The sequence below is a fragment of the Dyella sp. CR10 genome, from assembly GCF_055814425.1.
Genome location: NZ_CP185986.1, coordinates 4,087,306 through 4,112,544, shown reverse-complemented (window position 1 = coordinate 4,112,544; position 25,239 = coordinate 4,087,306). Strand labels below are relative to the sequence as shown.

Sequence of the window (25,239 nt, the reverse complement as noted above, 5' to 3'; positions counted from 1 at the left end):
GAGGCGGAACGGACTCAGCGACGCCGCCTCATGTGCTAAAAGGCGCTTCTGGATATCGCTACCGAGGAGGGGGTATGGCAGGCAAGTTCGCACGCAGTTGGGAATTGATGAAGGCGAGCGCGGCGGTGCTGCGTTCTGACAAGTCGTTGCTGATGTTCCCGTTGCTGTCGGGCCTATGCTGCATGCTGGTGGCGGCGAGCTTCCTGATTCCGATCGCCATGGTCGCGATCGGCGCGGAGCACGAAGGACGGCAGGGGTTGTCGGCGGCCGGTTATGTGGCGCTGTTCGCTTTCTATCTGGTGCAGTACTTCGTAATCATTTTCTTCAACACGGCGCTGGCCGGCGCCGCCTTGCAGCGCCTGCGCGGCGAGCCGACCAGTGTCGGCGCTGGTTTCGCGGTGGCGAAATCGCGCGTGGGTGCGATCTTCGGCTACGCGCTGATCGCCGCCACCGTAGGCCTGTTCCTGCGCGCGCTGCAGGAGCGCCTGGGCTTCGTCGGCCGTATCGTCGCGGGCCTGCTCGGCCTGGCCTGGACGGTGGCTGCCTTCCTGGTGGTGCCGGTGCTGGCCAGCGAAAACGTCGGGCCGATGGATGCGGTCAAGCGCAGCGTGGAACTGCTCAAGAGCACCTGGGGCGAGAACCTGATCGGCAACGCGGGTATCGGCGTGGTGTTCGGCGTGCTGACTTTCGTCGCGGTGCTGGTGGCAGGTGTGCTCGTGGCGGGTGCGGTCAGCACGCAATCGATGCCGCTGATCGTGGCGGCGATCGCCGTGGCGGTGGTCGGCCTGAGCCTGCTGGCACTGGTGCAGGCCTCGCTGCAGGGCATCTACGCGGCGGCGCTGTATCAGTACGCGGAAGAGGGCCGGGTGGGGATGGGGTTCGACCAGGCGTTGCTGGAGCAGGCGTTCCGGCCCAAGCAGTAAGTCCGGCGATATTTTTCCGGGCAAAGGGCGGCAGCGATGCCGCCCTTTTTCGTGGGTTATACGGACAGCGTACGACCGCCGTCGATGCGGATGATCTGGCCGGTGACGAAGGGGGCATCGCGCAGCAGCCACAGTACGGCGCCGGCCACGTCCTGCGGCGAGCCGGCGCGTTGCAACGGCGTGCGCGCGATCATCGCCTGCTGGTCGTCGTAAGGCTTGCCGTCACTGGGCCACATCACTGCACCGGGGGCGACGCCGTTGACGCGGATGTCAGGGCCGAGGTCGAGCGCAAGCGAGCGGGTCATCGCGGCGAGCGCGGCTTTGGCCATGCAGTAGATCGGATGGTTGGCGAGCGGACGCTCGGCGTAAATATCAATGAGGTTGACGATGGCGCCGCGGGTGGCGCGAAGCGCGGGAACGGCGGCTTGCGCAAGGAAAAACGGAGCTTGTGCATTGGAGGCGAACAGCTCGTTCCATTGTTCGATGGTCGCGCTGCCCACCGGCGTCGGGTAAAACGCGGAAGCGTTGTTGACCAGGGCGTCGAGACGGCCGTAGCGGTCCATCGTCATCTCGATCATGACTGGCCAGCCCTCGGGCCCGGCCAGCTCGCCCTGGATGGCGATGGTGCTGCCCGAGCGTTGGTCTTCCAGTTCGCCGGTCAGCTCCGCAACTTCGTCGAGCGAGCGGCGAAAATGCACCGCCAGGTCGTAGCCGGCGGCGTGCAGGGTGCGTGCAATCTCCGCACCCACGCGCTTGGCGCCGCCGGTGATCAGTGCGACGGGGCGTTCCTGCTGAGGCGGCATGCGCGGCTCCTGCGTGCGAAGGTGCCGGGCAGCTTGCCGCAAAGGCGCTGCAACGTCATCCGGCGAAAGGTCGTCACTCGTTCGGGCGGTCGTCGCGGCGCGACTTGCGCGCCATGCGTTCCACCGCGCGGGCCGCGCCCGTGACGGTTTTTTCGACGACGGCGTTGCGCGCGCGGCGGGCGAGACCGGGCTTGGCCGGTATCTGCCGCGATGCGTCGGCTTCGCCTTCGGTATGGAATTCGCTGCCGAACATCGCGATGGCGGTGCTGGCCACCTGCCCGGTGTCGTAGTAGGCATAGGCGCCCACACCTAATGCGCCCACCACCGGCAGCCAGCGTGCGAGGCCCTTGCCGACGGCGCGCTGAGTGACCTTCATGCCCACGCGCTTGGCCACGCGCTCGGCAACCGTGTAGGACACGCGGCGGAATAGCAGGCGATCACCCATGCGCACCACGAGATCGCGGAAAGCCTGGGCAGCGGTGTGACGGAACAGGCACCACAGCATCTGCTCGCGCCCGAGTTCGGCATGGCGGCCATAAGCGGCGGCGATGTCGCTGACCATCTGCGCCTGGATCTTCCAGATCGCCACCAGCTCCGGCAGCACGGTGAGCCAGCCCAGCGGGCCCGGCGGCAGCGCGAGCGAACCGGCAGTCAGCGCCGCGCGCTGCGCGGCGCGGTTGGCGATGCGGCGCGCGTCTGCTTCCGGCGCGCTGCTGGTGCCCACCTTGCTGCCTGGAATTTCGCTGACGAAATCCAGGATCGCCTGGGTGACGCGGCTGTGGTCTTCGGCGGAGATCACCGCGGGCAATTGCTTGTTCTCGTCGCTCATGCGGACCTCGTGGCGGGCGCTGGTGGCGTTGCGCAGTCTAGGCCGCTCTGATGAAGCGGCTGCGAACATGCCCGGCGCCGATCGCTGGGCATGTTCGCAACCATCTGTTTTCGAAAAATATTGCGTCTTCGGGCATGACTTTCGGGGCAGGTAAGCGAAAGGTGATGATGGCAATGTTATAACGTATCGAAAACGCCCCGCCTCCCTTTCCCGAGTGACCCGATGAAGCACACCTTGCTCGCCATCAGCCTTGCTGCCGCGCTGTTTTCCGTGGCAGTCCACGCCGACGAAAATCCGATGACCGATATCACCGACAGCAATGGCGGTACCCGCAACAAGCCGCCGGCGAAGGTGCAGCAGTTGGGCGCGATCGACGTGAGCGCGCAGCTGGACCAGTCGCGCAATGCGCTGTCGCCGGATACCGGCAGCAGCCAGTACGTGATCGACCAGAAGGCGATCGCCCAGCTGCCGCTGGGCGACAGTACGCCGGTGAACCAGGTGCTGCTGCAGGCGCCGGGCGTAGTGCAGGACTCGTACGGCGGCCTGCACGTGCGCGGCGACCATGCCAACCTGCAGTACCGCATCGACGGCGTGATCATTCCCGAATCGATTTCCGGCTTCGGCCAGACGCTCGATGCGCGCACCATCAAGAACGTGAAGCTGCTCGACGGCGCGCTGCCCGCGCAGTACGGCCTGCGCACCGCGGCGGTGGTGGATATCCGCACCAAAGGCGGTCACGACCTGGGCAATGGCGGCAGCGTCGGCGTGACCGGCGGTTCGTTCGGCACGCTCAATCCGAACGCCTCGCTGTGGGGCAGCAATGATCGCTGGAGCTATTTCCTCACGGCCAATTACCTGGAGAGCGACGTCGGCATCGAAAATCCCACCTCGAGCCGCAAGCCGATCCACGACCACTCCAATCAGGTGAAGGCGTTCGGCGACATCTCCTATCTGATCGACAACCAGACGCGCCTGAGCTTCCTGTTCGGCATGGCCAATAGCCGCTTCCAGATCCCGAACCGGCCGGGCCAGACGCCGAGCTTCGGTTATCTGGACCAGACCGATTTCGACTCCGCCAGGCTCGACGACCGCCAGCGCGAGAACACCCGCTTCGGCGTACTCGCCCTGCAGGGCAAGCTGGGTGCGACGGACTATCAGGTATCGCTCGGCCAGCGCTATTCCAGCCTCGCCTTCAGTCCTGACCTGGTCGGCGATCTGATGTTCAACGGCGTGGCGTCCGGCATCAACCGCAGCAACCGTTCCAGCACGCTGCAGGCCGACTTCGCCACGCCGCTGGGCGACGCACACACGCTGCGCTACGGCATCTACGGCAGCTTCGAGCGTGCGCCGAGCCGCAACGACGCCTGGGTGTTTCCCGCCGATGCCAACGGCAACCAGGCAAGCACCACGCCGATCAATATCCTCGACGGCAACCGTCTCACCGCCAAGACCTGGTCCGGCTACCTGCAGGACGAATGGAGCATCGGCGACAAGCTGACCGTGAACTACGGCCTGCGCGGCGACGTGTACAAGGCCTTCCGCACCGAGAGCCAGCTCAGTCCGCGCCTCGGTCTGGTGTACCAGGCCAGCGACGACACCACGCTGCACGCCGGCTATGCGCGCTACTTCACGCCGCCGGCCACCGAGGCGATCACCACCAGCAATATCCGGAAGTTCGATGGCACCACCAACGCGTTGCCCGATAACGGCAACAACACGCCATTGGCGGAACGTAGCGATTACTTCGACGCGGGCATTCAGCAACGCGTCGGCTCCTCGCTGACGCTGGGCCTGGATGCTTACTACCGCAAGGTGCGCCGCCTGCAGGACGAAGGGCAGTTCGGCACGGCGCTGGTGTACTCCACCTTCAACTACGCCAAGGGCAAGGTTCGCGGCGTGGAGTTCACCGCCGACTACGACAACGGCCCGTGGTCCGCCTATTTCAACGTGGCGGTCTCGCAGGCGCTGGGCGAACGCGTGATCACCAGCCAGTACAACTTTGCGCCGGACGACCTGGCCTACGTCGCCGACCATTACATCCACCTGGACCACGACCAGAAGATCGCCTCTTCCGGTGGCGTCAGCTATGCCATCGACCCGGCCACTCGCGTCGGCGCCAATTACTTGTTCGGCAGCGGCCTGCGTCGCGACGGCAGCGTGCCGAACGGCGCGTCGATGCCGGCCTATTTCCAGCTCAACCTCAGCGTCTCGCACGACTTCGAATTCCAGAGCACGGGCAAGCTGCACACCCAGCTGGCTGTGATCAATGCGCTGGATCGCAGCTACGAGTTGCGCGACGGCACCGGCATCGGCGTGGGCGCGCCGCAGTTCGGGCCGCGCCGGGGGCTGTACGCCACGGTGCAGAAGGACTTCTGAGCCCTGCGCCTGCGCCGCATGGCGGCGCGGGCGCGTCTCGGGCGGGACGGGCGCATCGGCTATCCTTGGCCGATGAAACCGAGCCTTACCCATCTCCCCGAACCCGGCACCGACGAGCGTGCCCATTCCGACCGTTTGCTGGTTCGCCTGCGCGAAGAGATTGCCGCGCACGGCCCGATGCCGTTCTCCCAGTACATGGAACGCTGCCTGTACACCCCTGGGCTGGGTTACTACAGCGCGGGCGCGACCAAGTTCGGTGAAGCCGGCGACTTCATCACCGCGCCGGAGCTCGGCGACCTGTTCGCCCGTTGCGTGGCGCAGGTAACGGGGCCGGTGCTGGAGATGCTCGGCGACGGTGCCGATTTCCTCGAACTGGGTGGCGGCAGCGGTGCGTTTGCCGAAACGGCCTTGCTGGCGTTGCACGTCGAAGGGCGGGCGCCGCGCCGCTATCTGATCCTCGAGCCCAGCGCCGACTTGCGCGAACGTCAGCGCGAGCGGCTCGCCAAAGCGTTGCCGGCCGAACTGTCGGCGCGCGTGCAATGGCTGGACCGTCCGCCGGAAGAAGACTGGCGCGGCGTGCTGTTCGCCAATGAAGTGATCGACGCCCTGCCGACCACGCGCTTCGCGATGCGTGCCGGCGAGGTGTACGAGGAGTACGTGGCCCTGGATGGCGAGGGCCGCCTGATGCGGGTCGACCGGCCCGCCGACGCATTGGTTGCCGGTGCCGTGCGCCACGTCGAGCGGGATATGGACGTCCATTTCGCCGATGGCTACCGCTCCGAAGTGCTGCCGCAGCTGCCTTACTGGATGCAAGCCATTGCCGGTTCGCTCGTCGCCGGCATCATGCTGTTCGTCGACTACGGTTACGTGCGACGCGAGTACTACCAGGCGGAGCGTAGCGACGGCACGCTGATGGCGTATTACCGCCATCATGCGCATGCCGACCCCTTGTTCCTGCCGGGGCTCAACGACCTCACCGCCTCGGTGGATTTCACCGCGCTGGCCGAGGCTGGCAACCAGGCAGGTTTCGGCGTCGCCGCGTACCTCCCGCAGGCGCACTTCCTCATCGCGGCCGGCCTGCAGCAAGCTTTCGAAGCCGCCTACGCCTACGCGCCTGACGAAGCGGCGCGCTACCGCCTGTCGCAGCAGGTGAAGAAGCTCACCCTGCCGGACCAGATGGGTGAACGCTTCCAGGCCATGGTGCTGGCGCGCGGCATGGACGTGGTGCCGTTGCCGGCGGAGCTGCTCGAGGCCGACCAGGGCGACCGCTTATAGCGTTTGCACCGTATGCCGCTGGCGCCAGGCGTCGGCGACCATCCGCCAGGGATGGAAACGAAACTCCACCACATGCTCGCCAGCGGGTACACAGACGGCGCGGAACATGCCGTTGGCGCGATGAATGGGCAGGTCCGCGCCATCCACGCTGGCGCGCCAGCCTGGGAAATCAAGCTCGCTGAGGACCAGCCATCCCGGTGTCGCTTCCGATTGCGTCTTCACGCTCAGCCGGGTCGGCGTGGCGCTGGCTTGCAGCAGCTGCAGGCGTCCTGTGCAGCGGACGCTGTCGCGAACCGCATCGTTGCGAGCGTCTGCGTCGCGCGGCATCAACCAGAGCGTTTCATTGAAGTCCGTTGCGCCGAAGATTTCGGGGGCCGGCGGAGCATCGGCGAGGCGGGCGATGGTGGGATTCAGCAGGCGGGGAGCTGGCTGGAGACTGCGCCAGACCTCGATATCGCCCTGAAGGATTCGTTCATAGCCCGCCGGAGGCGGCAACAGCGACCGCTTCAGCCGCGTATCGCGCACGACATATTCGGCGCCGAGCAGCCGGCTCATGACGGAACCCGGACCAGGGTGATAAGGCGTGGTCTGCCAGGGCTGGTTGCCGTTGTCGCGCGGTGCGTACCACGAGGCATACAGGCTGTAGCGCAAGGGGTTGTACCCCTGCGTGGAGCGCAGGCCCGGAAGCACGATCAGGTTGTCCCACCCCGGCAAGATATCGACGGGCTCGATCCGCGGCGGGAGAAGCCTGGAGCGATCCTCGCTTTCCTTGACCAGGAGCTTGACCGCGTCTTCGCGCAGCAATGAACGTGCGCCATCCCGCCCCTCGTTGAAGCTTCCGTTGAGGTTGAAGCTCCGGTAATCGATCACGACAAGCGCCAGTAGCGCGAGTGCTATCGCAGCGCTGGTGGATGCGCGGCGCGCCGCAAGCCATGCGGCGACCAGTGCGAATAGCGGCGCGGCGAACATCGCGGCCTTCCAGCGCGAGCCTGGCTCATGCAAGGCCAGGCAGGAGAACAAAAGCCACGCGCCGGCGACGCCGAGCAGCACGAGGTTATGGTGACGCGAATCGAGTCGATGATGGCTGGCGGCCAGCCCCACGAGTACGGCCAGGGCGAGATTCAGCAGATACGCCGCATCGGAAGGCCGCCGGAACTGCTTCATGCCGGGAAGCCAGCCATAGAGCCAGCCGTAGAAACCGGTGTGCGTGCCCAGCATGTACAGGATCGCCACGGCAGCCAGGCCGGTGAAGAAAAGCAGGGTCGCGCGCTGCTCCGGCTGGCGCCAGGCCTTGCCAAGCCACAGGAGCAAAAGCATCGGCACGGCACCGATGTAAAGGAAGGCCTCCACCAGATCGGCCGGACCGCTGTAGGCGCCACTCAATGCGTGCAGCGCATTCGGAGAGAACAGCGTGAGGAACGCGCGCCCATCGAGCGATGCGCCGCTGGCCGCGCTCAAGGGCAGCTCGGCGCGGTTGGAAAGCCATACGAATGCGAGGCTGAAGAGCAGCTGTGGAAGGCTCATGGCCAGAGCGACGACCGCAGCCAGGCACAGTCCCAGCAGCCATTGCCCGCGTTCGCCGCGGCCATAACCGGACCAGCGGCGTGCGGTGGCGATCGCGCCGTAGGCCGCGAGCACGAAGGTCAGCAGATAAGTCAGCTGCACCAAGTGTGTAAGCAGGGCGCCCATGGCGACGCCGAGCACCAGTCCTCGGCGCCAGCCCGGCGCATCGATGAAACGCCGGATCATCAGCAGCGCAACAGGCGCATAGGCGTAAGCGAGCACGATGGGAACATGCTCCAGTCGCGATGCCGCCACGCCACCTGCCATATAGACCAGCGCGCCCGCGAGCGCGCCGAAGGTATTGGCCCGCCATCCCCGCAGCAGTGCCAGCATGGCGCAGGCGCCAAGCAGGACATGCAGCAGGATGCCCCAGGCAAACCAGGTGGCCCCCGGCGACGAAGGGATCAACATCCACGTCATCAGCAGCGGTGAAAACAGCATGCCCTGTGGATCGGCGATCTGTGGATATCCGCTGTAGACGTAGGGATTCCACCATGGCGCGAGGCCGTGGCGGAGGCTATGCGCATTGAAAAAGACCGTCGGGTAGAACTGGTCCATCGCGTCCCACGGCAGCACGCGCTTGCCGAGCAGCAGCGACGAGTTCAGCGCGAACCATGCCAGCGCCAACACAAGATAAGGCGCCACCTCCGGGCGGCGCCACCATGAAGGCGCGGCTTCCGTGCCTGGCCGATCGGTCATTGCAGGGAAGCGTTCGTGCTATCGCTCTGGCTGGTCGGGACGTCCAGCGGCCGCACCGGCGTGTTGTCCTCCGGCCGGCGTCCCAGCTGCCGCGTCTTGTAGAGCTCCGCGGCCACCTGGTAGTACGCCGCCGCCTGGTCCACCTTGTCCTGCTGCACCGGATGCACGGGGTCGCCGTCGCCGGTGTCGTAGTCGGGGCGCATCTGCTCGAGCCGGCGCTGCGGCTCCAGCACGGTGAGCACGTCGTCATGCAGGTAGCCGAGCTTTTCGTAGGTGGCGGGGAATGCGCGCTCACGGCCGGGTTCCAACTGGAAAATGTCGTAGCCGAAGAAGCGGCTGCGGTAGCTGAAGTTCAGCAGGCCGAACACGGTAGGCATGATGTCCACCTGGCTCAGCAGTCGATGCACGCGCTGCGGCGGGATGTGCTTGGGCGCATAGATCCACAGCGGGATGTGGTATCGGTTGATCGGCACGCTGGTGCGGCCGGCGCTGGAGGCGCAATGGTCGGCGGTGATCACGAAGATCGTGTCGTCGAAGTACGGCTTGCTGCGCGCGCGCTTGAGGAAATCGGCGATCGACCAGTCGGTGTACGCCACGGCCGCCTCGCGCGTGCCGTTCTTTTGCGGCACGCGATCCGCCGGCACGGTGAAGGGCCGGTGGTTGGAGGTGGTCATGATGTGCAGGAAGAAGGGCTTGCCTTCGGCATGGATGCTGTCCATCTGGCGCATCGCCAGCGTGTACAGGTCTTCGTCGGCCACGCCCCAGACGTTCTCGTGGTGGATCGGATCCTCCTTGGAGATGTCGTTGCGATCCACGGCGCGGTAGCCGTTGTGGCTGAAGAAGTAGTTCATGTTGTCGAAGTAGCCGTAGCCACCGTAGACAAAGTCGGACTGGTAGCCGCGGTCGTTGAACACGTTGGCCACCGAGAACAGGTTCTCGTTGTTGTGCGCCTTCACCAGCGAATCGCCCGGCGTGGGCGGGATGGCCAGCGACAGCGCTTCCAGGCCGCGCACCGTGCGCGTGCCGTTGGCGTAGAGGTTGTCGAAGAACAGGCTCTGGTCGACGAGCGCATCCAGGTTGGGCGTGATGCCGCGGTCGTCGCCGAAGGTCTTCATGAAATCGGCGGAGAAGCTCTCGATGCTGATCAGTACGACATTGAGGCGCTTCTCGGGGCCGGCATGGCGGATCTCGCGCGTGAGGTCGCGCGGATCGTCGCTGATATAGGTGGCGTCCGGCGTCTTCAGCATGGCGCGCACGTCGCGATACGCCTGTTCGTCCGGCAGCGTCTTGTAGAAGCGCGAGTACTCGAGGTGGCTGCTGCGGAAGGCTGCGAAGAACTCGTAGATGCCGTTGCCGGACAGCTCGTTGACGAAGGCGTTGTCGGTACGGTCCTTCAGCGTGCCCTTGAAGGCGGCCACGGTGACCACCGTGATGGCGAACCATGCCAGCACCACCTTCGAACGCTGCAGGAAGCGCGTGCCGCCATCCTGGGTGCGCAGGCCGCGGCGGCTCAGCACCAGCGCCACCACGACGACCAGCGCGAGCAGGCTCAGCCAGGTGCCGAGCGGATAGGATTCGCGGATGTTGCCGATCACCTCGGTCGTGTAGACCAGGTAATCGACCGCGATGAAGTTGAAGCGCGTGCCGAATTCATTCCAGAACACCAGTTCGGACGCGGCCACGAACATCAGCCAGTACAGCGTCACCGCGCCGAGCAGGTACAGCGCCCATTGGCCGCCGCGCGAGACGTAGGCGCGACGCGGCATCAGCCACAGGAACAGCACCAGCGGCCAGGCGACGTAGATGAAAGTGATCAGGTCATAGCCCAAGCCCACGCCGAAGGCGTAAGCCCAGTACAGCGGGTTATGCGGCACGCCCTTGCCGGACATGACGAGCAGTGCGACGCGAGTGACGGCGCCCAGGATGACGTAGGCGATGGCGAGCCACCAAAGGGGGCGGAAGCGCTGGCGCAGAGGCGAGGCGGAAAAATCAACGGCAGGCAAGGGGCGGCTCCGGGCGCAAAAAACGTGCTTACAGGCCCGTCTCAACGAGAACTTCGGCGGGCATCCGCCCCTTATACAACGGATTGGCTTAGGTGAAGCTGGTTTTTACCCCGGCGATGGCCGCCGTTCTGGCCTTTTCGAGCGCAGCTCCCACTGCCGGACCCTCCAGCCCCTGGGCGACGAACGCCGCCGCCCCGATGGCTGCCGCCGCATCGCGGGCGGCGAGCAGATAGCCGGCCTGAGGGTAGGCGCTGTCCTCCTGGCCCAGGCGACCGCGCTTGTCCGCCTCGCAGGCGGTCAGCAGCACCTCCAGCCGCTCGGGCCGGCGCAGCGCATCCACGGCGCCGAGCAGCTTGAGCACGGTCGCCGGCTTCAGTTCGAAGGCGCGGTGCACGTTGAGATGCTCGCGGCAGACCTGTTCGGCCAGGGCCGCGTACTCGGTGGGTACGCGCAGGCGCGCGGCCAGTCGGCGCAGAGGCGCCACGCCGGCTTGCTCGTGACCGATGTGACGCGGCAGCACCTCGGCGGGCGTCAGCGCCTTGCCGAGGTCGTGGGTGAGCGCACAGAAGCCGACCAGCTCGTTGCCGGGCGCCAGGCGCGCGGCCATGTCCACCACCATTTCCACGTGGATGCCGGTGTCGATTTCGGGATGGAACTCGGCGCGCTGCGGTACGCCGTACAGCGCATCGATCTCCGGAAACAGGACGGCCAGCGCGCCGCTCTCGCGCAGCACCTGCAAGAAGGCGGAAGGCCGCGGTTCGCCCAGGGCGCGCCGTGTTTCCTGCCACACGCGCTCGGGCACCAGATGGTCCACTTCACCGTCGCGCACCATCGTGCGCATCAGTGCCATGGTTTCCTCGGCTACCCGGAAGCCGAGTGGCGCGAAGCGCGCGGCAAAGCGCGCAACGCGCAGCAGACGCACCGGGTCTTCCACGAAAGCCGGCGAGACGTGCCGCAGTACGCGCTGCTCGATGTCGCGGACGCCGTGGTAGGGATCGACCAGGCGGCCCTGTTCGTCTTCGGCGATCGCGTTGATGGTGAGGTCGCGGCGCGCCAGGTCCTCTTCCAGACTCACGCCCGCGTCGGCGTGGAAGGCGAAGCCGTGATAGCCGCGGCCGGTCTTGCGCTCGGTGCGCGCCAGCGCGTACTCCTCGCCGGTGTCCGGATGCAGGAACACCGGGAAATCCTTGCCGACGGGCTTGTAGCCGCGCGCGAGCAGGTCGTCGGGGGTGGCGCCGACCACGACGTGGTCGTGGTCGGTGACGGGACGCTGGAGCAGTTTGTCGCGGACGGCGCCGCCGACGAGATAGGTACGCATGGCGGCGATTCTGCCACGGGCCGCCGTGGCACCCGGCGTCAGCGGCTGCTGCGGAAGCGGTCGAGGCGCCGCTGACGGTGCGACCCCTGCAGCAGGATCGGCAGCCAGGGCGTCAACGGTTGCGGGCGGATATCCAGTGCGGCGTAGCCGTCCTGCTTGCCCACCGAGTCAGTGCGCAGGGTGAGGAAATTGTCGACGGTGAACGGCTTGCCCGGCAGGAGTTCGGCGATCTGCGCCTGCAGGCGCCCGAGACTGTCCGGCAGCGGCAGGATCGGCGTGCGCAGGCCGAGCGTGTCGCGGATCTTGCGCACGATCTCGCCCAGCGTCAGCACCTCGGGGCCGTACAGCTCGAACGTGCGGTCGATACCCAGCTTGTCGTCGGCCACGCAACGTGCGATCGCTTCGGCGACGTCGGCCGCATAGGTCGGTGCCAGGCGCGAGCCGGTGCGTGCCAGCGGCAGCACGGGCAGGATGCGTAGCAGGGCCGCGAAGCGGCTGACCAGGCCATCGTTGGCGCCGAACATCACGCTGGACTGGTAGATCGTCCAGTCCAGGCCGGACTGGCGCACCACCGCCTCGCCTTCGCCGCGCGTCTTCAGATAGCGCGACAGGCCTTGACCCGCTTTCAGCGCGCTCATCAGATGCAGGCGTCCGACGCCGGCTGCCTGGCATGCCGCGATGACGCGGCGGGGCAGTTCCACGTGAGTTTCCTGGAACGTGTTGCGGCCGGAGGGATGGAGGATGCCGATCAGGTGGATCACCGCGTCGGCGCCTTCGAAATGGCGGCGCAGCGCGTTGCCGTCGTACACGTCGGTGCTGCGGATCTCCACGCCAGGCACGACCGCCAGCGCGCGCCGGCGTTCGCGGTTGCGCGACAGCAGCACGATGCGGTGACCGTCGGCAGCCAGGCGCGGCACCAGATAGCTGCCGAGGAAACCGGTGCCGCCGAGGATGACGAGGCGTTTGGCAGTCATGGGAATCGAGCTCCGGTCAACGCGGCGAGTTGGTGGGCGCTTCGCCCGGTGCGGGCGGTGTCGCCACGGTGGCTGCGTCCGCCGGCGTCGCGGGCGCTGCCGCGGCTGCGCTGGCCGGGCAGGTCACGGGGCGGCGCGGCGTGTTCTTGTCGGGCAGCTGGTATGGCTCGCCGATCGCCGTGAGGCGAGTGGCCAGCGGCGCCGCGGTGCCGTTGAGGCGCCAGTCGTAGATCACCGCGAAGGACATCACGCGCGCCACGTATTCGCGCGTCTCCTTGAACGGCATGCTGGCGACGAACAGATCGGGTGCCAGCGTGCCGCGCGCGGCCAGCCACTGGCTCAGACGCGCGGGGCCGGCGTTGTAGGCGGCGCTGGCCAGCCATGGCGCGCCGTTGAAGCGCGCGGCCACCTGCGAGAGGTAGCGCGTGCCCAGGATGATGTTGGTGATCGGGTCGTACAGCGATTCGGCGCCGGCCCAGGTCAATCCATTGCGTCGCGCCACTTCGGCCGCGGTATCGGGCAGCAGCTGCATCAGCCCTCGTGCGTTGGCGCCGGACCGCGCATCGCTGGCCCAGGCGCTTTCCGCGCGCAGGATCGCGTAAGCCCAGGAGGGATCGATGCCGGCTTCGGCCGCCTGCGGCACCAGTCCATCCTGGCTGGCCAGCGGGAAGCGCTGCTCGTAGTAGCGCAGTGCTTCACCCTTGTTGAAGGTGAAGACGGCGCGGTCGTACCAGCCGCGGCGATAGGCAAGGTCGACGGCACGCCTGAGCGTGGCCGGATCGGCGCCGTCCAGCGCCTGCGTCCATTCGCGGCGCGCCTGCCTGGGCAGGCCGATCGCATAGAGCTCGAAGGCGCGCTGCAGGCCGCGGTTGGCCAGTAATGCCTGCTCACGCTGCGCGTCGCTGGGCAACGACAGCGGGCAGATCGCATAGGGCACGTCGAGACGGTCGGCAGCGAGGAAGCCGAAGAACGTCGGTTCTTCGGCCAGTGGCGTGAGCAGCTTGCGGGCTTCGGCCTGGCGGCCCAGCGTCTCCAGGGCGCGTGCGCGGAACCAGCGCCATTCGCCGTCCTGTTTCTGCTCCTGCGTCAGCGCGTCGAGCGCGTCCAGCACGGCCTTCCAATTCTGCCGGGAGAGCGCGACGCGCACGCGCCATTCGCGGGTGGCGTCCGTCTGCGCGGCCTGTGGCAGGGCGGCGAGGCGCTCCAGTGCGTCGTCGTTGTAGTCGGTGGCGTGGAACAGGGCGAGCGCGGCGAGCACGCGCCGCTGCTGTTCGGGCGTGAACTTGAAGTGGCCGCGCAGCTGATCCCACGCGCTGTCGGCGGCAAGCGACTGGCGCCGCGCGAGGCGCTCCAGCGCCAGCATGGCGGCCTGGCGGCTGCGCGGGGTATCGGGCCAGGTGCCCGCCTTGGCCACGGCACCACCCGGATCGCGCAGCGCCAATGCGATGCGCTGCGCGACCGGGGTGTCGTCGACGGGCAGCCATGCGGCCAGCGCGGCGACGGTGCCGGGCTGGTTGGCATCGGCGGCGCGATCGATGCGCTCCCACAGGCGCTGTGGCGTGAGCAGGCCCTGGTCGTGCGCCGCGGCGATCACCGGGTCGCAGGCGTTAGGCAGATTGGGCTTGGCCCACAGCGCGGCGAAATCCCGTTCGAAATCGAGCTGTGCGCCTTGTGCCAGCCGCGCCTGCAGGGCGTCGCAGGCGAGTGCGTCGCCCATACCCGGCTGGTAGAACGAGAGAAAGGTGGGCCAGTCCTTGCGGCGCGCGAGTTCGAGCAGGTAGTCGCGGCGCAGATCGGTGGCGGGGATCAGGTCGGGATAGCGCTTGAGGTAATCATCGACCGGTGCGCGATCGAGCTGGCGCAGGTCGTGCGTGAGCGCGGCTGCTTCGAGATAGGGGTAGAGCGGATAGTCGGCGAGGCCGCGCGCCTGCGCGCGCCAGCCATCACCGCCCTGCTGCGCGGTGGCGTAGGCCTGCTTGAAGGCGGCGCGCTGCGCCTCGGTGGGTTCGGCGCCGTGCGTGAGGCCGGCGAGCAGCAGGCCGCCGGCGAGGACGAGAAGCTTACGCAGTGCTGCGTGACGTGGCATGACGACTCCTTGGCCGATCGGTGCGCTGAGCCGATCGGTACGCAGTGTAGGCCGGACCGCTCCCGGTCGCGGCGGTGAAAGAGCCCGGCAGCGTGGCAAAGCTCCGCTGAGCCTGGCGTTAAAGCGGGCCCTCCGGCGCGCCGGCCTTGCGTGCCGCCCTGCTAGACTTGCGCGCTTCCGGCGCCTCATGCGGCGCACTTCCCTCTACAGGTAGCGCATGTCGTCCACGCCGTCGCTTTCGTCCCGTGCGCGTCTTCTGGTCAGGCTGGTGCTGGTGTTCTGCGCCGCGGCGGGCGCGCTGTGGTGGTGGCTGCTCGGCCGGCCGGTGGCGCTGCCCGATGCGCCTGGCGCGCGCATTGCCTGCGTGTCCTACGCGCCGTTCCGCGCGCCGGGTGAGACGCCGTACGACCTGAAGGCCTTTGTCGGCCCCGAGCGCATCGATGCCGACCTGCGCGCGTTGTCGCAGCGCTTCGATTGCGTGCGCACGTACTCGCAGGGGCAGGGCCTCAGCGCGGTTCCCGAGATCGCCGGCCGTTACGGCATGAAGGTGATCATGGGTATCTGGCTGGGGCGCGATCCGGTGGCGAACGCGGAGCAGGTGCGGCTGGGCATCGCGTCGGCCCAGGCGCATCCCGACGTGCTGCGCGGCGTCGTGGTGGGCAACGAGGTGCTGCTGCGCGGCGAACTGTCGCCGAAGGCGCTGGCCGGTTACGCGCGCGAAGTACGCGCGGCGATTCCAGCCTCCGTACCGGTGACTTATGCGGACGTGTGGGAGTTCTGGCTGCGCTATCCCGAAATGGCCGGCGCGGTGGATTACCTGACGATCCATATCCTTCCCTATTGGGAGGACGAGCCGGTGCCGCCCGAGCACGCGGTGCGCCATGTCGCCGACGTCTACGAACGTATGAAGCACGCTTTCCCGGGGCGCGAGGTGATGATCGGCGAGACCGGCTGGCCCAGCGCGGGCAAGCCGCGACGCGCGGCGCGCGCCAGTGTGGTGAACGAGGCGCGCTATTTGCGCGAATTCCTGCAGTACGCCGGCAGCGTGGACATGCCTTACAACGTGATCGAGGCCTTCGATCAGCCATGGAAGCGCGCGCAGGAAGGCACGACCGGCGGCTACTGGGGCATCTACGACGTGGACGCCAGGCCCAAGTTCTCGATGGAAGGCCCGGTAACTGAAGAGTCGCGCTGGTGGCTGGGCTGGCTTGCCGGTGCGGGCGGCCTCTCGCTGTTCCTGCTCGCCGGTACGTGGCGGCGCAATTGGCGCGGCGCTGCCGGGTGGGGCGTGCTCGCCATGAGCGGCTTCGCCACCGGCACGGCGCTGGCCTGGCAATACCGGCAGATGCTCTATGCCTGCCGCGATGCGTTGGAGTGGGGCCTGTCCCTGCTTGGCTGTGCTGCTGGTCTATGGACGGCCATCGTGCTGGCGCGCTGGATCGCGGCCCGTCTGACCGGTGGCGGCCGAGAAGCGTTGCCGGGTAGCTGGCTGCGTTTCGCCTGGCTGTTCCTTTTGGCGATGGAAGGCCTGTTGCTGGTCTTCGACGGCCGTTACCGCGATTTCCCGTTGGGCCTGGCTGCGCTGCCGTGCGTCGGGTTCGGCCTCGCCGGCTGGCTGAGCGGCTGGGCGCAGACGCCGGGGCTGCGGCGCGAAGAACGCTTCCTGGCCGTGCTGCTGCCGATCCTCGCCGCCGTGGTGGTGGCGCAGGACATCGGCCTGAACCCGGTGACGTGGCTATGGCTGGGCTTGAACCTGGCCCTGGCCGTCCCCGTTCTCATTGGCTGGCGCCTGCAGGCGGATCAGGCGTAGGCAGCCCACCAGCAGGGCAAAGGCGCCCGCTTCGTAGCAGTACAGCTGCAGCGCCAGCACACCAGCGGCTGCGGCCAGCCAGGCACTGGCCGGGTGTTTCCACGCCAGCGCCAGCAGCGCGAGGGCGAGTGCCGCCCAACCGTAGCCGTAGCTGAGAAAGCCGAGCACGAGCCACTGGCGCCACTGGCACCACGCCGGTGCGGTGGCCGCGCCTTCGCACAGGTGGCCGATGGCCGCCGGTTCGATCACGCCGTAGCGCAGCGCGACGCCCAGGGCGCCGACGGCGCCGAGCAGCAGCCAGGAGAGGATCGTGCGAGCGGAAGCGGTCATCGGCGGAGTCGGTGCGGGCGGGGGGCGACGTGGCCGGGCAGGCGGATTTCCGCGGCGACCGGCAGGTGATCGGAAAACGCCTGCGGCAGCGCCCACAGCTTCTCCAAGTGCAGCGCTTCGGAGGTGAGGATGTGGTCCAGCGCCTTGCGCGGCTTCCAGCTGGGGAAAGTGGGCGTCGCCTGCATCGGTGGCACCAGGGGCGACCTGGCGAACAGGTGGCGCATCTCGGCGCTGTCGGTATCGGTGTTGAGATCGCCCATCAGCACTGCATGCGGGTAGTCCTGCAGCACTTCGGCGATGAAGGCCAGCTGCCGCGCGCGCGCCGTGGCGCTCAGCGAGAGATGGGCGATCATCACGGCCAGTGCGTCGCTGCCTTCGCCGAAGCGCGCCAGCAGAGCGCCGCGGCCGGGAATGCGGCTGGGCAGGGGATAGTCGAGCACACTGCTCGGTTCGAGCCGGCTGATCAGCCCGTTGGCAGTATGGGACAGGCGTGCCACAGGACGGTTCGGCTGATGGCTCCAGAACGGCATGCCGGAGGTCTCGGCCAGGTAGCGCGTCTGATTGAGAAAGCCCGAGCGCAGGCTGCCGGCGTCGGCTTCCTGCAGGCCGATCACGTCGAATTGGGGCAGCACCTCGGCGAGACGGTCGAGATTGTCGAGCTTGCTGCGGCCGGGCAGCACGGCGTTGAGGCTGCGCGTGAAGTACTCGCTGTAGCGCTGCACGCTGGCGCCCGCAAGAATGTTGCAGCTCAGCAGCCGCAGGCGGCGTTCGGAAGCGGCAGGGGCGGGGGCGGCGGTCATCGGTGCGAGGCGGGGAACGATGGTTCGGGAAACCCGGCAAGCATGCCCGCGCGGATGTGAACGCGGGGCCGCCATCGGCGGCCCCCGGGAGGACTTACTTGCCGGACAGTTCGCGCTGCACCAGCCACTGGGTCAGCGCGGAGAGCTGGTCGAGCGTCTTGACCTCATTGCTGCGGTACTTGCCGTCGACCACGATGGTCGGCGTGCCATCCACACCCCACTTCTGGACCAGCTCCAGATCCTTCTTGATCTGCGCGGTGACCTCGGGCGAGGTGGCGATGGCGAGGAATTTCGCGCGATCGACGCCCTGGGTAGCGTAGTAATCGGCCAGCTCGTCGAGCGTGGAGATCGGGTAGTGCTGGTTGAACTTCTTGTCGAACAGATCCAGATGGGTCTTCTCGACCGCGCCGAGCTTCTCGGCGGCGTAGTAGGCGCGCGCGTACGGCAGCCAGGCATCGCTGAAGGCGGCCGGCAGCAGCTTGAACGTCACGCCCGGCGGCAGCTGCTTGCGCAGCTCTTCGGCCTTGGGCGCGAAGTGAGCGCAATGGATGCAGCCGTAGGAGAACACCTCGACCACTTCCACCTTGCCGTCCTGGCTGAAGCGCTGAGCGGGAGCGGGCAGGGTGACGTATTCCTTGCCGTCGGTGTACGGCGCGGCGGCGTTGGAATTGGATGCGGTGCAGGCGCTGGTCAGGGCCAGGCCGGCAAGCAGGGCGACGACGCGCAGGCGGGCGAAACGCTTGAACATGGGTGCTCTCCGTGGAACCGGCGGTCTGGCCGCCGTGACGAATCCTTACTTACCGGCCGCTTCCTTCGAGACCAGCCAGCGGGCCAGCTCGATGCTCTGCGTGTAGCCGCCAGCACTGCCGGGGGTGAAACGGTACTTGCCGTCGATGACGATCGTCGGCGTGGATTCGACGCCATAAGAGCGCACGAGTTCATCGGCGCGCTTCATCTTGGTGTTGATGCTGAAGGAGTTGGCGACCGCGATGAATTCCTTGGGATCCACGCCGTACTTGGCGTAGACCTTGGCGGCGTCGTCGATGGTCGGCAGTTCGGTGAGCGGGCGCAAGCCGTTGCCGGCGGCGTTGTACGAGGTGAGCTCGCGGCTCTTCCAGATCGCATCGAAGATCGGCTCGTGGGTCTTCTCCGCCACGCCCAGCGCCTCGGCGGCGTAGTAGGCGCGCTGGAACATCGGGAAGTTCTCCGCCGGGTTGAACGACACAGGCAGGTAGGCCACCTGCGTGCCGGCCGGCAGTTCCTTGACCATCTGCACCATGGTCGGGCGGAACTGGTTGCAGGCGGGGCAGCCGTACGAGAACACCTCGGTCACTTCGATCTTGTCGGTATTGGTGACCTTCGGCTGCGCCGGCTCAATGCGGAAGTAGTGCTTGCCCTCGACCCACTTGCCCTCGTCCACGAACGGCTCGGCCTTGGCAGCAGGCGCAGGCGTCTCGGCCGGCGTTTCGGTCTTCGCGCTGTCGCCGGCGGCACTGGCGGCGGCTGCCGGTGCGGCGGCGGTGGAGGGTGCGGCGGGCGCCGGCTGCTGTGCCGGCGCGCTCGCAGCGGGTGCCGGCGTGGGCGCGGGTTGCTGGGCGGCGCCGCCATTGTCGCTGCCCTGGCTGCAGGCGGCGATCGCCAGCACGGAGACGAACAGGAACGGCAGGCGCTTCAGCATGAGGAACCTCGGGGCAGGCTTATGAAAATGGGGAAGTGAAAGACCAGAACGCCGGCCCAGGGGCCGGCGTCGTCGGTCAGGGGGTGGCCGGCTTGGCGCTGGCGCCGCCCTCGGGGGCGTGCAAGCCCTCGATATAGCTGGCTACCGACTGGATATCCTTGTCGTCGAGCTTCTGCGCAATGCTCGGCATGATCTTCGCGTGGGCGTCCTCGCCCCAGGCGGTGCCGCCGCGCATGGCCTTCAGCGTCGCCTCGATGTACTGGGCGTGCTGGCTGGTCAGCTGCGGGTAGAGCGCGCCCGGATTGCCGCGCCCGTCGATGCTGTGGCAGGCCATGCAGGCAGGAATGCCGCGGCTGCTGTCGCCTTCGCGGTACAGCTTCTGGCCGTGCTCGACATATTTTTCGTCGGCCACGCCCGGCAGTGCCGCCTTGGTGGCGAAGTAAGCACCGATGTCGCGCATGTCCTGCTCGGACAGCGGTGCGGCCATGCCCATCATGATCGGGTTCTGGCGCTTGCCGCTCTTGAAGTTGGCAAGCTGCTGGACGATGTACTGCTCGCTCTGGCCGGCCAGCTTCGGGTACTGCGCATCGCTGGAGTTGCCGTCCATGCCATGGCAGGCGCCGCAGGCGGCGGCCTTGCCCTGGCCGGCGGCGGCATCACCGAGCTTCACGCCTGCATGGGCGGCTTCGGCGGCCGGCGCCTTTTCGGCAGCAGGTTGCGCGGCGGGGGCTGCGGCAGCCGGTGCGGCCGCGGTCGTCGCGGCGGCGGCGGGCTTGGCTTCCTGCGCCGTGGCCACGCTGGCGGACAGCGCGAACACGAGGGCTACGGCATATCCGAGTACAGCAGGCCGGGAACCAGCGGGCCGAAAACTCATACACTTGTCTCCAGAAGAACTGCTGTGGCTGCGCGAGCGCGCCGAGTGCCGCCCGCAACTGGCAGAAACCTTGGAATTATCCCTGCCCCACCGGGGCCGGTCAAACCAGAAGAATCACACACTCCATGGCCCCGAATCCCCTCCAGGGCGCCCGCTTCGTGCTGGCCGCCCACCGCATCAGCCAGCTTCCCGCCGACAGCGGCGCCGAGGTCGCGTTCGCCGGCCGCTCCAACGCCGGCAAATCCAGTGCGCTCAACGCTCTCACCGGCCACCACGGCCTGGCGCGCACCTCCAAGACACCGGGGCGCACCCAGCAGATGGTGGCTTTTTCGCTGCCGCCGCTGGCGCAGGGCGAAGGGCGGCCGCCACTGGAGGTCCGCCTGATCGACCTGCCTGGCTACGGCTACGCGAAGGTGCCCGAGCCGTTGCGTGAACACTGGAAGCAGGAGATCGATGCCTATCTGCATCATCGGCGCAGTCTGCGCGGCGTGGTGCTGATCGCCGACATCCGTCATCCGCTCAAGGAGTTCGACCGGATGATGCTCGCCTTCTGCCAGGACACGCAGTTGCCTTGCCAGTTACTGCTGACCAAGGCCGACAAGCTCTCGCGCAACCAGGCCGCACAGGCATTGGCGGCGATGCGCAAGCAGTGCGCGGCCGAAGGGCTGCCGGTCACCGCGCAGGTATTTTCCTCCGCCGATGGCACCGGCGTGGAGGAGGCGCGGGAAGCGGTGATGACGCTGCTGCGCAGCGGGCGCGTCAACGAGTGAAAGGCATTTGAGGGCGCCTGGCCGCTTCAGCGTTCCACGGCGGCCATGAAGATCGCGCAGAGCGCTTCCATGCCGGCGCGGTCGTCCTCGTCGAAGCGGGCGACGAGCGGGCTGTCCACGTCCCATACGCCGAGCAGGCTGCCGTCTTTCTTCACCAGCGGCACGACGATTTCTGAGTTGGAGGCTGCGTCGCAGGCGATGTGGCCGGCGAACTCGTGCACATCGCGCACCAGTTGGGTCTGGCGCGTCTGCGCGGCGGTGCCGCACACGCCGCGGCCGATGGCGATGCGCACGCACGCCGGTTTGCCCTGGAAGGGGCCGACCACCAGCTCGGTGCCATCGAACAGGTAGAACCCGGCCCAGTTCAGATCCGGCAGGCTGTGGAACACCAGGGCCGAGAAGTTGGCCGCGTTGGCGATCAGGTCCGGCTCGCCGTCGAGAATGCCGCGCGCCTGCGCGCACAGGTCGTCGTAGTGTTCGCGCTTGCTGGCATAGGTGGCGGTGGCGACATCGAACATGGCGGTGGATCCGGCAGCAAAGTCCGTATTATGCGCCGACTTCCGCGAGGAGCGTCGCCCATGCGCCAGAGTCATCCCTGCTTGTGCCGGAGTGCGGCATGAACGCGCCCGCCGTATTCGTCGCCGGCACCGATACCGGTATCGGCAAGACGCACGCGGCCTGTGCGCTGCTGCATGCCCTGCGCGATGCCGGCGAGTCCGCCTGCGGCATGAAGCCGGTGGCCAGCGGGTGCGCCGATACGCCGGATGGGCGTCGCAACGACGATGCACTCGCCTTGCTCGCGTCGGGGAGCGTGCCTTTGCCCTACGAGCTGGTGAACCCGATCGCGCTGCGCGATCCGTTGTCGCCTCACCTTGCCGCGGCTCGCGAAGGCGTCGTCATCGCCTTGCCGCCTTTGCGCCAGGCCTTCGATGCGCTGTGCGCCAGCCATGACCGCGTCGTAGTGGAAGGCGTCGGCGGCTGGCTGGTGCCGCTGGCGCCGGCATTGTTCGCCTCGGACATCCCCAAAACCTGGGGCCTGCCGGTGATCCTGGTGGTCGGCCTGCGCCTGGGCTGCCTCAGCCACGCGCTGCTGACGGCGCGAGCGATCGAGGCAGATGGCTGCCGCCTGCTGGGCTGGATCGCCAACCGCGTGGACCCCGCCATGGAAGCCGCCGACGAGAACCTCGCGACATTGCGCGAGCTGCTGCCGGCCCCCTGCCTGGGCGTGTTGCCGCATGGTCTCGAACCCGCGCAAGCGGCCCGTGAACTGGATGTGAGGCCGATCATCGGCCCATAGGCGGCTGTGGACCCATGCGGCATGCTTGGCCACTCAATTGCCGCGCACGGAGACGCCATGGCCAGCCGCAGCCATTTCTACCTTTCCATCGACGATCTTGGTCATGCCCGCGGACCGGAGCCAAGCCTGAGCTATGACGGCGCCGGTCCCAACGATTTCGCCGCGGCGCTCGAGCAGGCGCTGCGCGATCCCGGCCTGTTCGAACGCTGGCGGGCCAAGCAGCCGGAGCCCGACGAAGTCGACCCCGCGCTGGGCGCGACCGATCCGTCGGCGCAGGCCAGCGCGCGCGTAGCGGATCTGCATACCGAGGTGGACCTGGTGACCAGCCTGCCGATGAGCATCGTGCGGCACCGGTTGAACCTGCTGATCGGGCCGAGCTGGAAACTGCGCGACATGCGCGCCGCCTGAGCGGCCGGTCGGTTTCCGTGCGATCGCTCCGCTGACTTCCGGCCCTTGGAAGCGCGTGGCGGCTGTGGTTACAGTCGAAAATCTTCACGCAACAAAAAGGGAGCTTCCATGCCGCCTCTCCGCGCTCTGGCGATCGCCACTTCGCTCGCCCTCGCCGCCTGCTCGCAGCCGTCCAACGACAACGCCAAGTCCGCCGATCATCCAGCCGCCGCCGCAACGGCGCCGGCAACGGCCGAGGCGTCGTCCGCCAATCCGTTCTTCGCGGCCAGCACGCTGCCGTTCCAGGCGCCGCCGTTCGACAAGATCAAGGAAAGCGATTACCAGCCGGCGATCGAAGAGGGCATGAAGCAGCACCTCGCCGAGATCGAGAAGATCGCCAACAACCCCGAGCCGCCGACGTTCGACAACACCTTCGTCGCGATGGAGAAGTCGGGCGCGCTGCTGAACCGCGTGATGCATGCGTTCGACGGCGTGACCAGCGCCAATACCAGCGACGCGCTGCAGAAGGTGCAGGAAGACGAGGCGCCGAAGCTGGCCGCCCATCAGGATGCGATCTATCTCAACGACAAGCTGTTCAAGCGCGTCGAGACGGTTTATGGGCAGCGCCAGTCGCTGGCGCTCGATCCGGAATCGCTGCGCCTGGTCGAGGTGGTCTACAAGAACTTCGTGCAGAACGGCGCCAAGCTGTCCGACGCCGACAAGGCCAAGCTCAAGGAGCTCAACAAGGAAGAGTCGACGCTCAGCACGCAATTCACCAACAAGCTGCTCGCCGCCACCAAGGCCGGCGCGCTGGTAGTGGACGACAAGGCCAAGCTCGCCGGCCTTTCCGACGGCGACATCGCCGCCGCCGAGCAGTCCGCCAAGGACCGCAAGCTGGACGGTAAATGGGTGCTGCCACTGCAGAACACCACGCAGCAGCCGCAGTTGCAGAGCCTGACTGACCGCGCCACGCGCGAGGCGCTTTTCAAGGCTTCGTGGGACCGTTCCGAGCATGGTGACGACAACGACACGCGCGCGATCATCGAGCGCATCGCGCAGCTGCGTGCCGAGCAGGCCAAGCTGCTGGGCTTCCCGAACTATGCGGCGTGGAAGCTCGAGGACCAGATGGCCAAGACGCCGGACGCGGCGCTGAAGTTCATGCACAACCTGGTGCAGCCGGCCACCGCGCGCGCGCAGGCCGAGGCCAAGGACATCCAGGCCGTCATCGACCAGCAGAAGGGCGGCTTCAAGGTCGAGGCCTGGGACTGGAGCCATTACGCCGAGCAGGTGCGCAAGGCCAAGTACGACCTCGACGAGGCGCAGATCAAGCCGTACTTCGAGCTGGACAACGTGCTGCAGAACGGCGTGTTCTACGCCGCCAATCAGCTCTATGGCCTGACCTTCAAAGAGCGCAAGGATATTCCGGTGTACCAGCCGGATGTGCGCGTGTTCGAGGTATTCGACAAGGATGGCACCTCGATGGCGCTGTTCTATTGCGACTACTTCAAGCGCGACAACAAGAACGGCGGCGCCTGGATGAGCAACTTCGTCGAACAGTCGAAGCTGCTGGACACCAAGCCGGTGATCTACAACGTCGCCAACTTCACCAAGCCGGCGGCGGGCCAGCCGGCGCTGCTGTCGTTCGACGATGTGATCACCATGTTCCACGAGTTCGGCCACGCGCTGCACGGCCTGTTCGCCGATTCGAAGTACCCGACGCTGTCGGGCACGAGTACGGCGCGCGACTTCGTGGAGTTCCCCTCGCAGTTCAACGAGCACTGGGCCACCGATCCGAAGATCTTCGCCCATTACGCCAAGCACTATCAGACCGGCGAGGCGATGCCGCAGGCGCTGGTGGACAAGATCAAGAAGGCCGGCACCTTCAACAAGGGCTACGACATGACCGAGCTGGTGGCCGCCGCCCTGCTCGACATGAACTGGCATAGCCTGGGCGCCGATGCGCCCAAGCAGGACGCCGACAAGTTCGAGGCCGAGGCGCTCAAGAAGGACAAGATCGATCTGTCGTATGTGCCGCCGCGCTATCGCTCCAGCTATTTCCAGCACATCTGGGGCAACGGCTACGCCGCCGGTTATTACGCCTACCTGTGGACGCAGATGCTGGCGGACGATGGCTTCGAGTGGTTCAAGGAACACGGTGGCCTGAGCCGCGAGAACGGCGACCGCTTCCGCGCGATGATTCTTTCGCGCGGCAATACGGTGGAGCTGGGCCAGCTCTATCGCGATTGGCGCGGCAAGGATCCGAGCGTGGAGCCGATGCTGATCGACCGTGGCTTGAAGGCCGACTCGGCGGTGAAGAAGTAAACCGGTGTCATGGCAAGCCGGCGCGCCGTAAGGCGCGCCGGTTGGTCGGACTGCGTGCCGCGGCAAGGCGGGCGCGATTGCTGCAGTGGTCGTACGGATCAGAGGTTGTGCGGTTCAAACAA

21 protein-coding genes are annotated in these 25,239 nt (G+C 67.2%); 8 read left to right on the top strand and 13 right to left on the bottom strand.

Features of this window, described 5'->3' with window-relative positions:
* Positions 1-74: 74 nt before the first annotated feature.
* The gene (locus ACNR9O_RS18560; RefSeq protein WP_473686071.1) at positions 75-923 is read left to right on the top strand and encodes a DUF6159 family protein; all 849 of its coding nucleotides are present in this window, start codon (positions 75-77) and stop codon (positions 921-923) included.
* 56 nt (positions 924-979) lie between these two features.
* Here ACNR9O_RS18560 and ACNR9O_RS18555 read toward each other — a convergent pair whose 3' ends face one another.
* Together ACNR9O_RS18555 and ACNR9O_RS18550 are read right to left on the bottom strand one after the other, a co-directional pair.
* Positions 980-1,726, bottom strand: coding sequence for a pteridine reductase (locus tag ACNR9O_RS18555; RefSeq protein ID WP_473686073.1), 747 nt, complete (start codon positions 1,724-1,726; stop codon positions 980-982).
* Positions 1,727-1,799: 73 nt separating this feature from the next.
* On the bottom strand, positions 1,800-2,555 hold the full coding sequence (locus tag ACNR9O_RS18550) for a hypothetical protein (protein ID WP_473686075.1): 756 nt from the start codon (positions 2,553-2,555) through the stop codon (positions 1,800-1,802).
* A gap of 222 nt (positions 2,556-2,777) precedes the next feature.
* Here ACNR9O_RS18550 and ACNR9O_RS18545 point away from each other — a divergent pair, with 222 nt between their 5' ends.
* Positions 2,778-4,931: a TonB-dependent receptor gene (locus tag ACNR9O_RS18545; RefSeq protein ID WP_473686077.1), complete on the top strand. Its 2,154-nt coding sequence runs from the start codon at positions 2,778-2,780 to the stop codon at positions 4,929-4,931.
* Between the two features lie 72 nt (positions 4,932-5,003).
* Positions 5,004-6,206 (top strand): class I SAM-dependent methyltransferase, encoded by a 1,203-nt coding sequence (locus tag ACNR9O_RS18540; protein WP_473686079.1) that lies wholly within the window; start codon positions 5,004-5,006, stop codon positions 6,204-6,206.
* Here ACNR9O_RS18540 and ACNR9O_RS18535 read toward each other — a convergent pair.
* From ACNR9O_RS18535 to ACNR9O_RS18515, 5 genes are all read right to left on the bottom strand, one after another.
* Complete coding sequence (locus tag ACNR9O_RS18535) at positions 6,201-8,468, bottom strand: YfhO family protein (RefSeq protein WP_473686081.1); 2,268 nt, start codon at positions 8,466-8,468, stop codon at positions 6,201-6,203. The two genes, ACNR9O_RS18540 and ACNR9O_RS18535, sit on opposite strands and share 6 nt — an antisense overlap.
* Positions 8,465-10,471 (bottom strand): LTA synthase family protein, encoded by a 2,007-nt coding sequence (locus tag ACNR9O_RS18530; protein ID WP_473686083.1) that lies wholly within the window; start codon positions 10,469-10,471, stop codon positions 8,465-8,467. Before ACNR9O_RS18530 ends, ACNR9O_RS18535 begins: the two co-directional genes overlap by 4 nt.
* Positions 10,472-10,559: 88 nt before the next feature.
* Positions 10,560-11,789 carry a multifunctional CCA addition/repair protein gene (locus ACNR9O_RS18525; protein ID WP_473686085.1) on the bottom strand — a complete coding sequence of 410 codons (1,230 nt, stop codon included), beginning with the start codon at positions 11,787-11,789 and terminating at the stop codon, positions 10,560-10,562.
* Between the two features lie 38 nt (positions 11,790-11,827).
* A complete protein-coding gene (locus ACNR9O_RS18520; RefSeq protein ID WP_473686087.1) occupies positions 11,828-12,763 on the bottom strand; it encodes a complex I NDUFA9 subunit family protein in 936 nt (311 codons plus the stop codon).
* A gap of 16 nt (positions 12,764-12,779) precedes the next feature.
* On the bottom strand, positions 12,780-14,849 hold the full coding sequence (locus tag ACNR9O_RS18515) for a transglycosylase SLT domain-containing protein (protein ID WP_473686090.1): 2,070 nt from the start codon (positions 14,847-14,849) through the stop codon (positions 12,780-12,782).
* Positions 14,850-15,066: 217 nt separating this feature from the next.
* On the opposite strand from ACNR9O_RS18515, the gene ACNR9O_RS18510 reads away from it, so the two are divergent.
* Positions 15,067-16,659 (top strand): glycoside hydrolase family 17 protein, encoded by a 1,593-nt coding sequence (locus ACNR9O_RS18510; protein ID WP_473686092.1) that lies wholly within the window; start codon positions 15,067-15,069, stop codon positions 16,657-16,659.
* Here ACNR9O_RS18510 and ACNR9O_RS18505 read toward each other — a convergent pair.
* The 5 genes from ACNR9O_RS18505 to ACNR9O_RS18485 form a co-directional block, all read right to left on the bottom strand.
* Positions 16,585-16,989 (bottom strand): hypothetical protein, encoded by a 405-nt coding sequence (locus ACNR9O_RS18505; RefSeq protein WP_473686094.1) that lies wholly within the window; start codon positions 16,987-16,989, stop codon positions 16,585-16,587. The genes ACNR9O_RS18510 and ACNR9O_RS18505 overlap by 75 nt on opposite strands.
* Positions 16,986-17,789, bottom strand: a complete 804-nt coding sequence (locus ACNR9O_RS18500; RefSeq protein ID WP_473686096.1) for an endonuclease/exonuclease/phosphatase family protein — start codon at positions 17,787-17,789, stop codon at positions 16,986-16,988. Before ACNR9O_RS18500 ends, ACNR9O_RS18505 begins: the two co-directional genes overlap by 4 nt.
* 94 nt (positions 17,790-17,883) lie before the next feature.
* A complete protein-coding gene (locus tag ACNR9O_RS18495) occupies positions 17,884-18,537 on the bottom strand; it encodes a thiol:disulfide interchange protein DsbA/DsbL (protein WP_473686098.1) in 654 nt (217 codons plus the stop codon).
* Positions 18,538-18,582: 45 nt separating this feature from the next.
* Positions 18,583-19,467, bottom strand: a complete 885-nt coding sequence (locus ACNR9O_RS18490; protein ID WP_473686100.1) for a thiol:disulfide interchange protein DsbA/DsbL — start codon at positions 19,465-19,467, stop codon at positions 18,583-18,585.
* Positions 19,468-19,543: 76 nt separating this feature from the next.
* Positions 19,544-20,341: a c-type cytochrome gene (locus tag ACNR9O_RS18485; protein ID WP_473700671.1), complete on the bottom strand. Its 798-nt coding sequence runs from the start codon at positions 20,339-20,341 to the stop codon at positions 19,544-19,546.
* 125 nt (positions 20,342-20,466) lie between these two features.
* Here ACNR9O_RS18485 and yihA point away from each other — a divergent pair, with 125 nt between their 5' ends.
* On the top strand, positions 20,467-21,111 hold the full coding sequence (gene yihA / locus ACNR9O_RS18480; RefSeq protein ID WP_473686105.1) for a ribosome biogenesis GTP-binding protein YihA/YsxC: 645 nt from the start codon (positions 20,467-20,469) through the stop codon (positions 21,109-21,111).
* Between the two features lie 26 nt (positions 21,112-21,137).
* Here yihA and ACNR9O_RS18475 read toward each other — a convergent pair whose 3' ends face one another.
* The gene (locus ACNR9O_RS18475; RefSeq protein ID WP_473686107.1) at positions 21,138-21,629 is read right to left on the bottom strand and encodes a GAF domain-containing protein; all 492 of its coding nucleotides are present in this window, start codon (positions 21,627-21,629) and stop codon (positions 21,138-21,140) included.
* Between the two features lie 98 nt (positions 21,630-21,727).
* Between ACNR9O_RS18475 and bioD the strand changes: the two genes are divergently transcribed.
* The 3 genes from bioD (at position 21,728) to dcp (ending at position 25,117) form a co-directional block, all read left to right on the top strand.
* Complete coding sequence (gene bioD / locus ACNR9O_RS18470) at positions 21,728-22,408, top strand: dethiobiotin synthase (protein WP_473686109.1); 681 nt, start codon at positions 21,728-21,730, stop codon at positions 22,406-22,408.
* Positions 22,409-22,465: 57 nt separating this feature from the next.
* The gene (locus ACNR9O_RS18465) at positions 22,466-22,816 is read left to right on the top strand and encodes a hypothetical protein (RefSeq protein WP_473686111.1); all 351 of its coding nucleotides are present in this window, start codon (positions 22,466-22,468) and stop codon (positions 22,814-22,816) included.
* A 108-nt stretch (positions 22,817-22,924) separates the two neighbouring features.
* Complete coding sequence (dcp, locus tag ACNR9O_RS18460; protein ID WP_473686113.1) at positions 22,925-25,117, top strand: peptidyl-dipeptidase Dcp; 2,193 nt, start codon at positions 22,925-22,927, stop codon at positions 25,115-25,117.
* Positions 25,118-25,239 lie beyond the last annotated feature (122 nt).

Bases quoted from the DNA above. Each gene is read 5' to 3' on its own strand.
- ACNR9O_RS18560 (WP_473686071.1), top strand. From the start codon at position 75: ATGGCAGGCAAGTTCGCACGCAGTTGGGAATTGATGAAGGCGAGCGCG.
- ACNR9O_RS18555 (WP_473686073.1), bottom strand. From the start codon at position 1,726: ATGCCGCCTCAGCAGGAACGCCCCGTCGCACTGATCACCGGCGGCGCC.
- ACNR9O_RS18550 (WP_473686075.1), bottom strand. From the start codon at position 2,555: ATGAGCGACGAGAACAAGCAATTGCCCGCGGTGATCTCCGCCGAAGAC.
- ACNR9O_RS18545 (WP_473686077.1), top strand. From the start codon at position 2,778: ATGAAGCACACCTTGCTCGCCATCAGCCTTGCTGCCGCGCTGTTTTCC.
- ACNR9O_RS18540 (WP_473686079.1), top strand. From the start codon at position 5,004: ATGAAACCGAGCCTTACCCATCTCCCCGAACCCGGCACCGACGAGCGT.
- ACNR9O_RS18535 (WP_473686081.1), bottom strand. From the start codon at position 8,468: ATGACCGATCGGCCAGGCACGGAAGCCGCGCCTTCATGGTGGCGCCGC.
- ACNR9O_RS18525 (WP_473686085.1), bottom strand. From the start codon at position 11,789: ATGCGTACCTATCTCGTCGGCGGCGCCGTCCGCGACAAACTGCTCCAG.
- ACNR9O_RS18520 (WP_473686087.1), bottom strand. From the start codon at position 12,763: ATGACTGCCAAACGCCTCGTCATCCTCGGCGGCACCGGTTTCCTCGGC.
- ACNR9O_RS18515 (WP_473686090.1), bottom strand. From the start codon at position 14,849: ATGCCACGTCACGCAGCACTGCGTAAGCTTCTCGTCCTCGCCGGCGGC.
- ACNR9O_RS18510 (WP_473686092.1), top strand. From the start codon at position 15,067: ATGTCGTCCACGCCGTCGCTTTCGTCCCGTGCGCGTCTTCTGGTCAGG.
- ACNR9O_RS18505 (WP_473686094.1), bottom strand. From the start codon at position 16,989: ATGACCGCTTCCGCTCGCACGATCCTCTCCTGGCTGCTGCTCGGCGCC.
- ACNR9O_RS18500 (WP_473686096.1), bottom strand. From the start codon at position 17,789: ATGACCGCCGCCCCCGCCCCTGCCGCTTCCGAACGCCGCCTGCGGCTG.
- ACNR9O_RS18495 (WP_473686098.1), bottom strand. From the start codon at position 18,537: ATGTTCAAGCGTTTCGCCCGCCTGCGCGTCGTCGCCCTGCTTGCCGGC.
- ACNR9O_RS18490 (WP_473686100.1), bottom strand. From the start codon at position 19,467: ATGCTGAAGCGCCTGCCGTTCCTGTTCGTCTCCGTGCTGGCGATCGCC.
- ACNR9O_RS18485 (WP_473700671.1), bottom strand. From the start codon at position 20,341: ATGAGTTTTCGGCCCGCTGGTTCCCGGCCTGCTGTACTCGGATATGCC.
- yihA (WP_473686105.1), top strand. From the start codon at position 20,467: ATGGCCCCGAATCCCCTCCAGGGCGCCCGCTTCGTGCTGGCCGCCCAC.
- ACNR9O_RS18475 (WP_473686107.1), bottom strand. From the start codon at position 21,629: ATGTTCGATGTCGCCACCGCCACCTATGCCAGCAAGCGCGAACACTAC.
- bioD (WP_473686109.1), top strand. From the start codon at position 21,728: ATGAACGCGCCCGCCGTATTCGTCGCCGGCACCGATACCGGTATCGGC.
- ACNR9O_RS18465 (WP_473686111.1), top strand. From the start codon at position 22,466: ATGGCCAGCCGCAGCCATTTCTACCTTTCCATCGACGATCTTGGTCAT.
- dcp (WP_473686113.1), top strand. From the start codon at position 22,925: ATGCCGCCTCTCCGCGCTCTGGCGATCGCCACTTCGCTCGCCCTCGCC.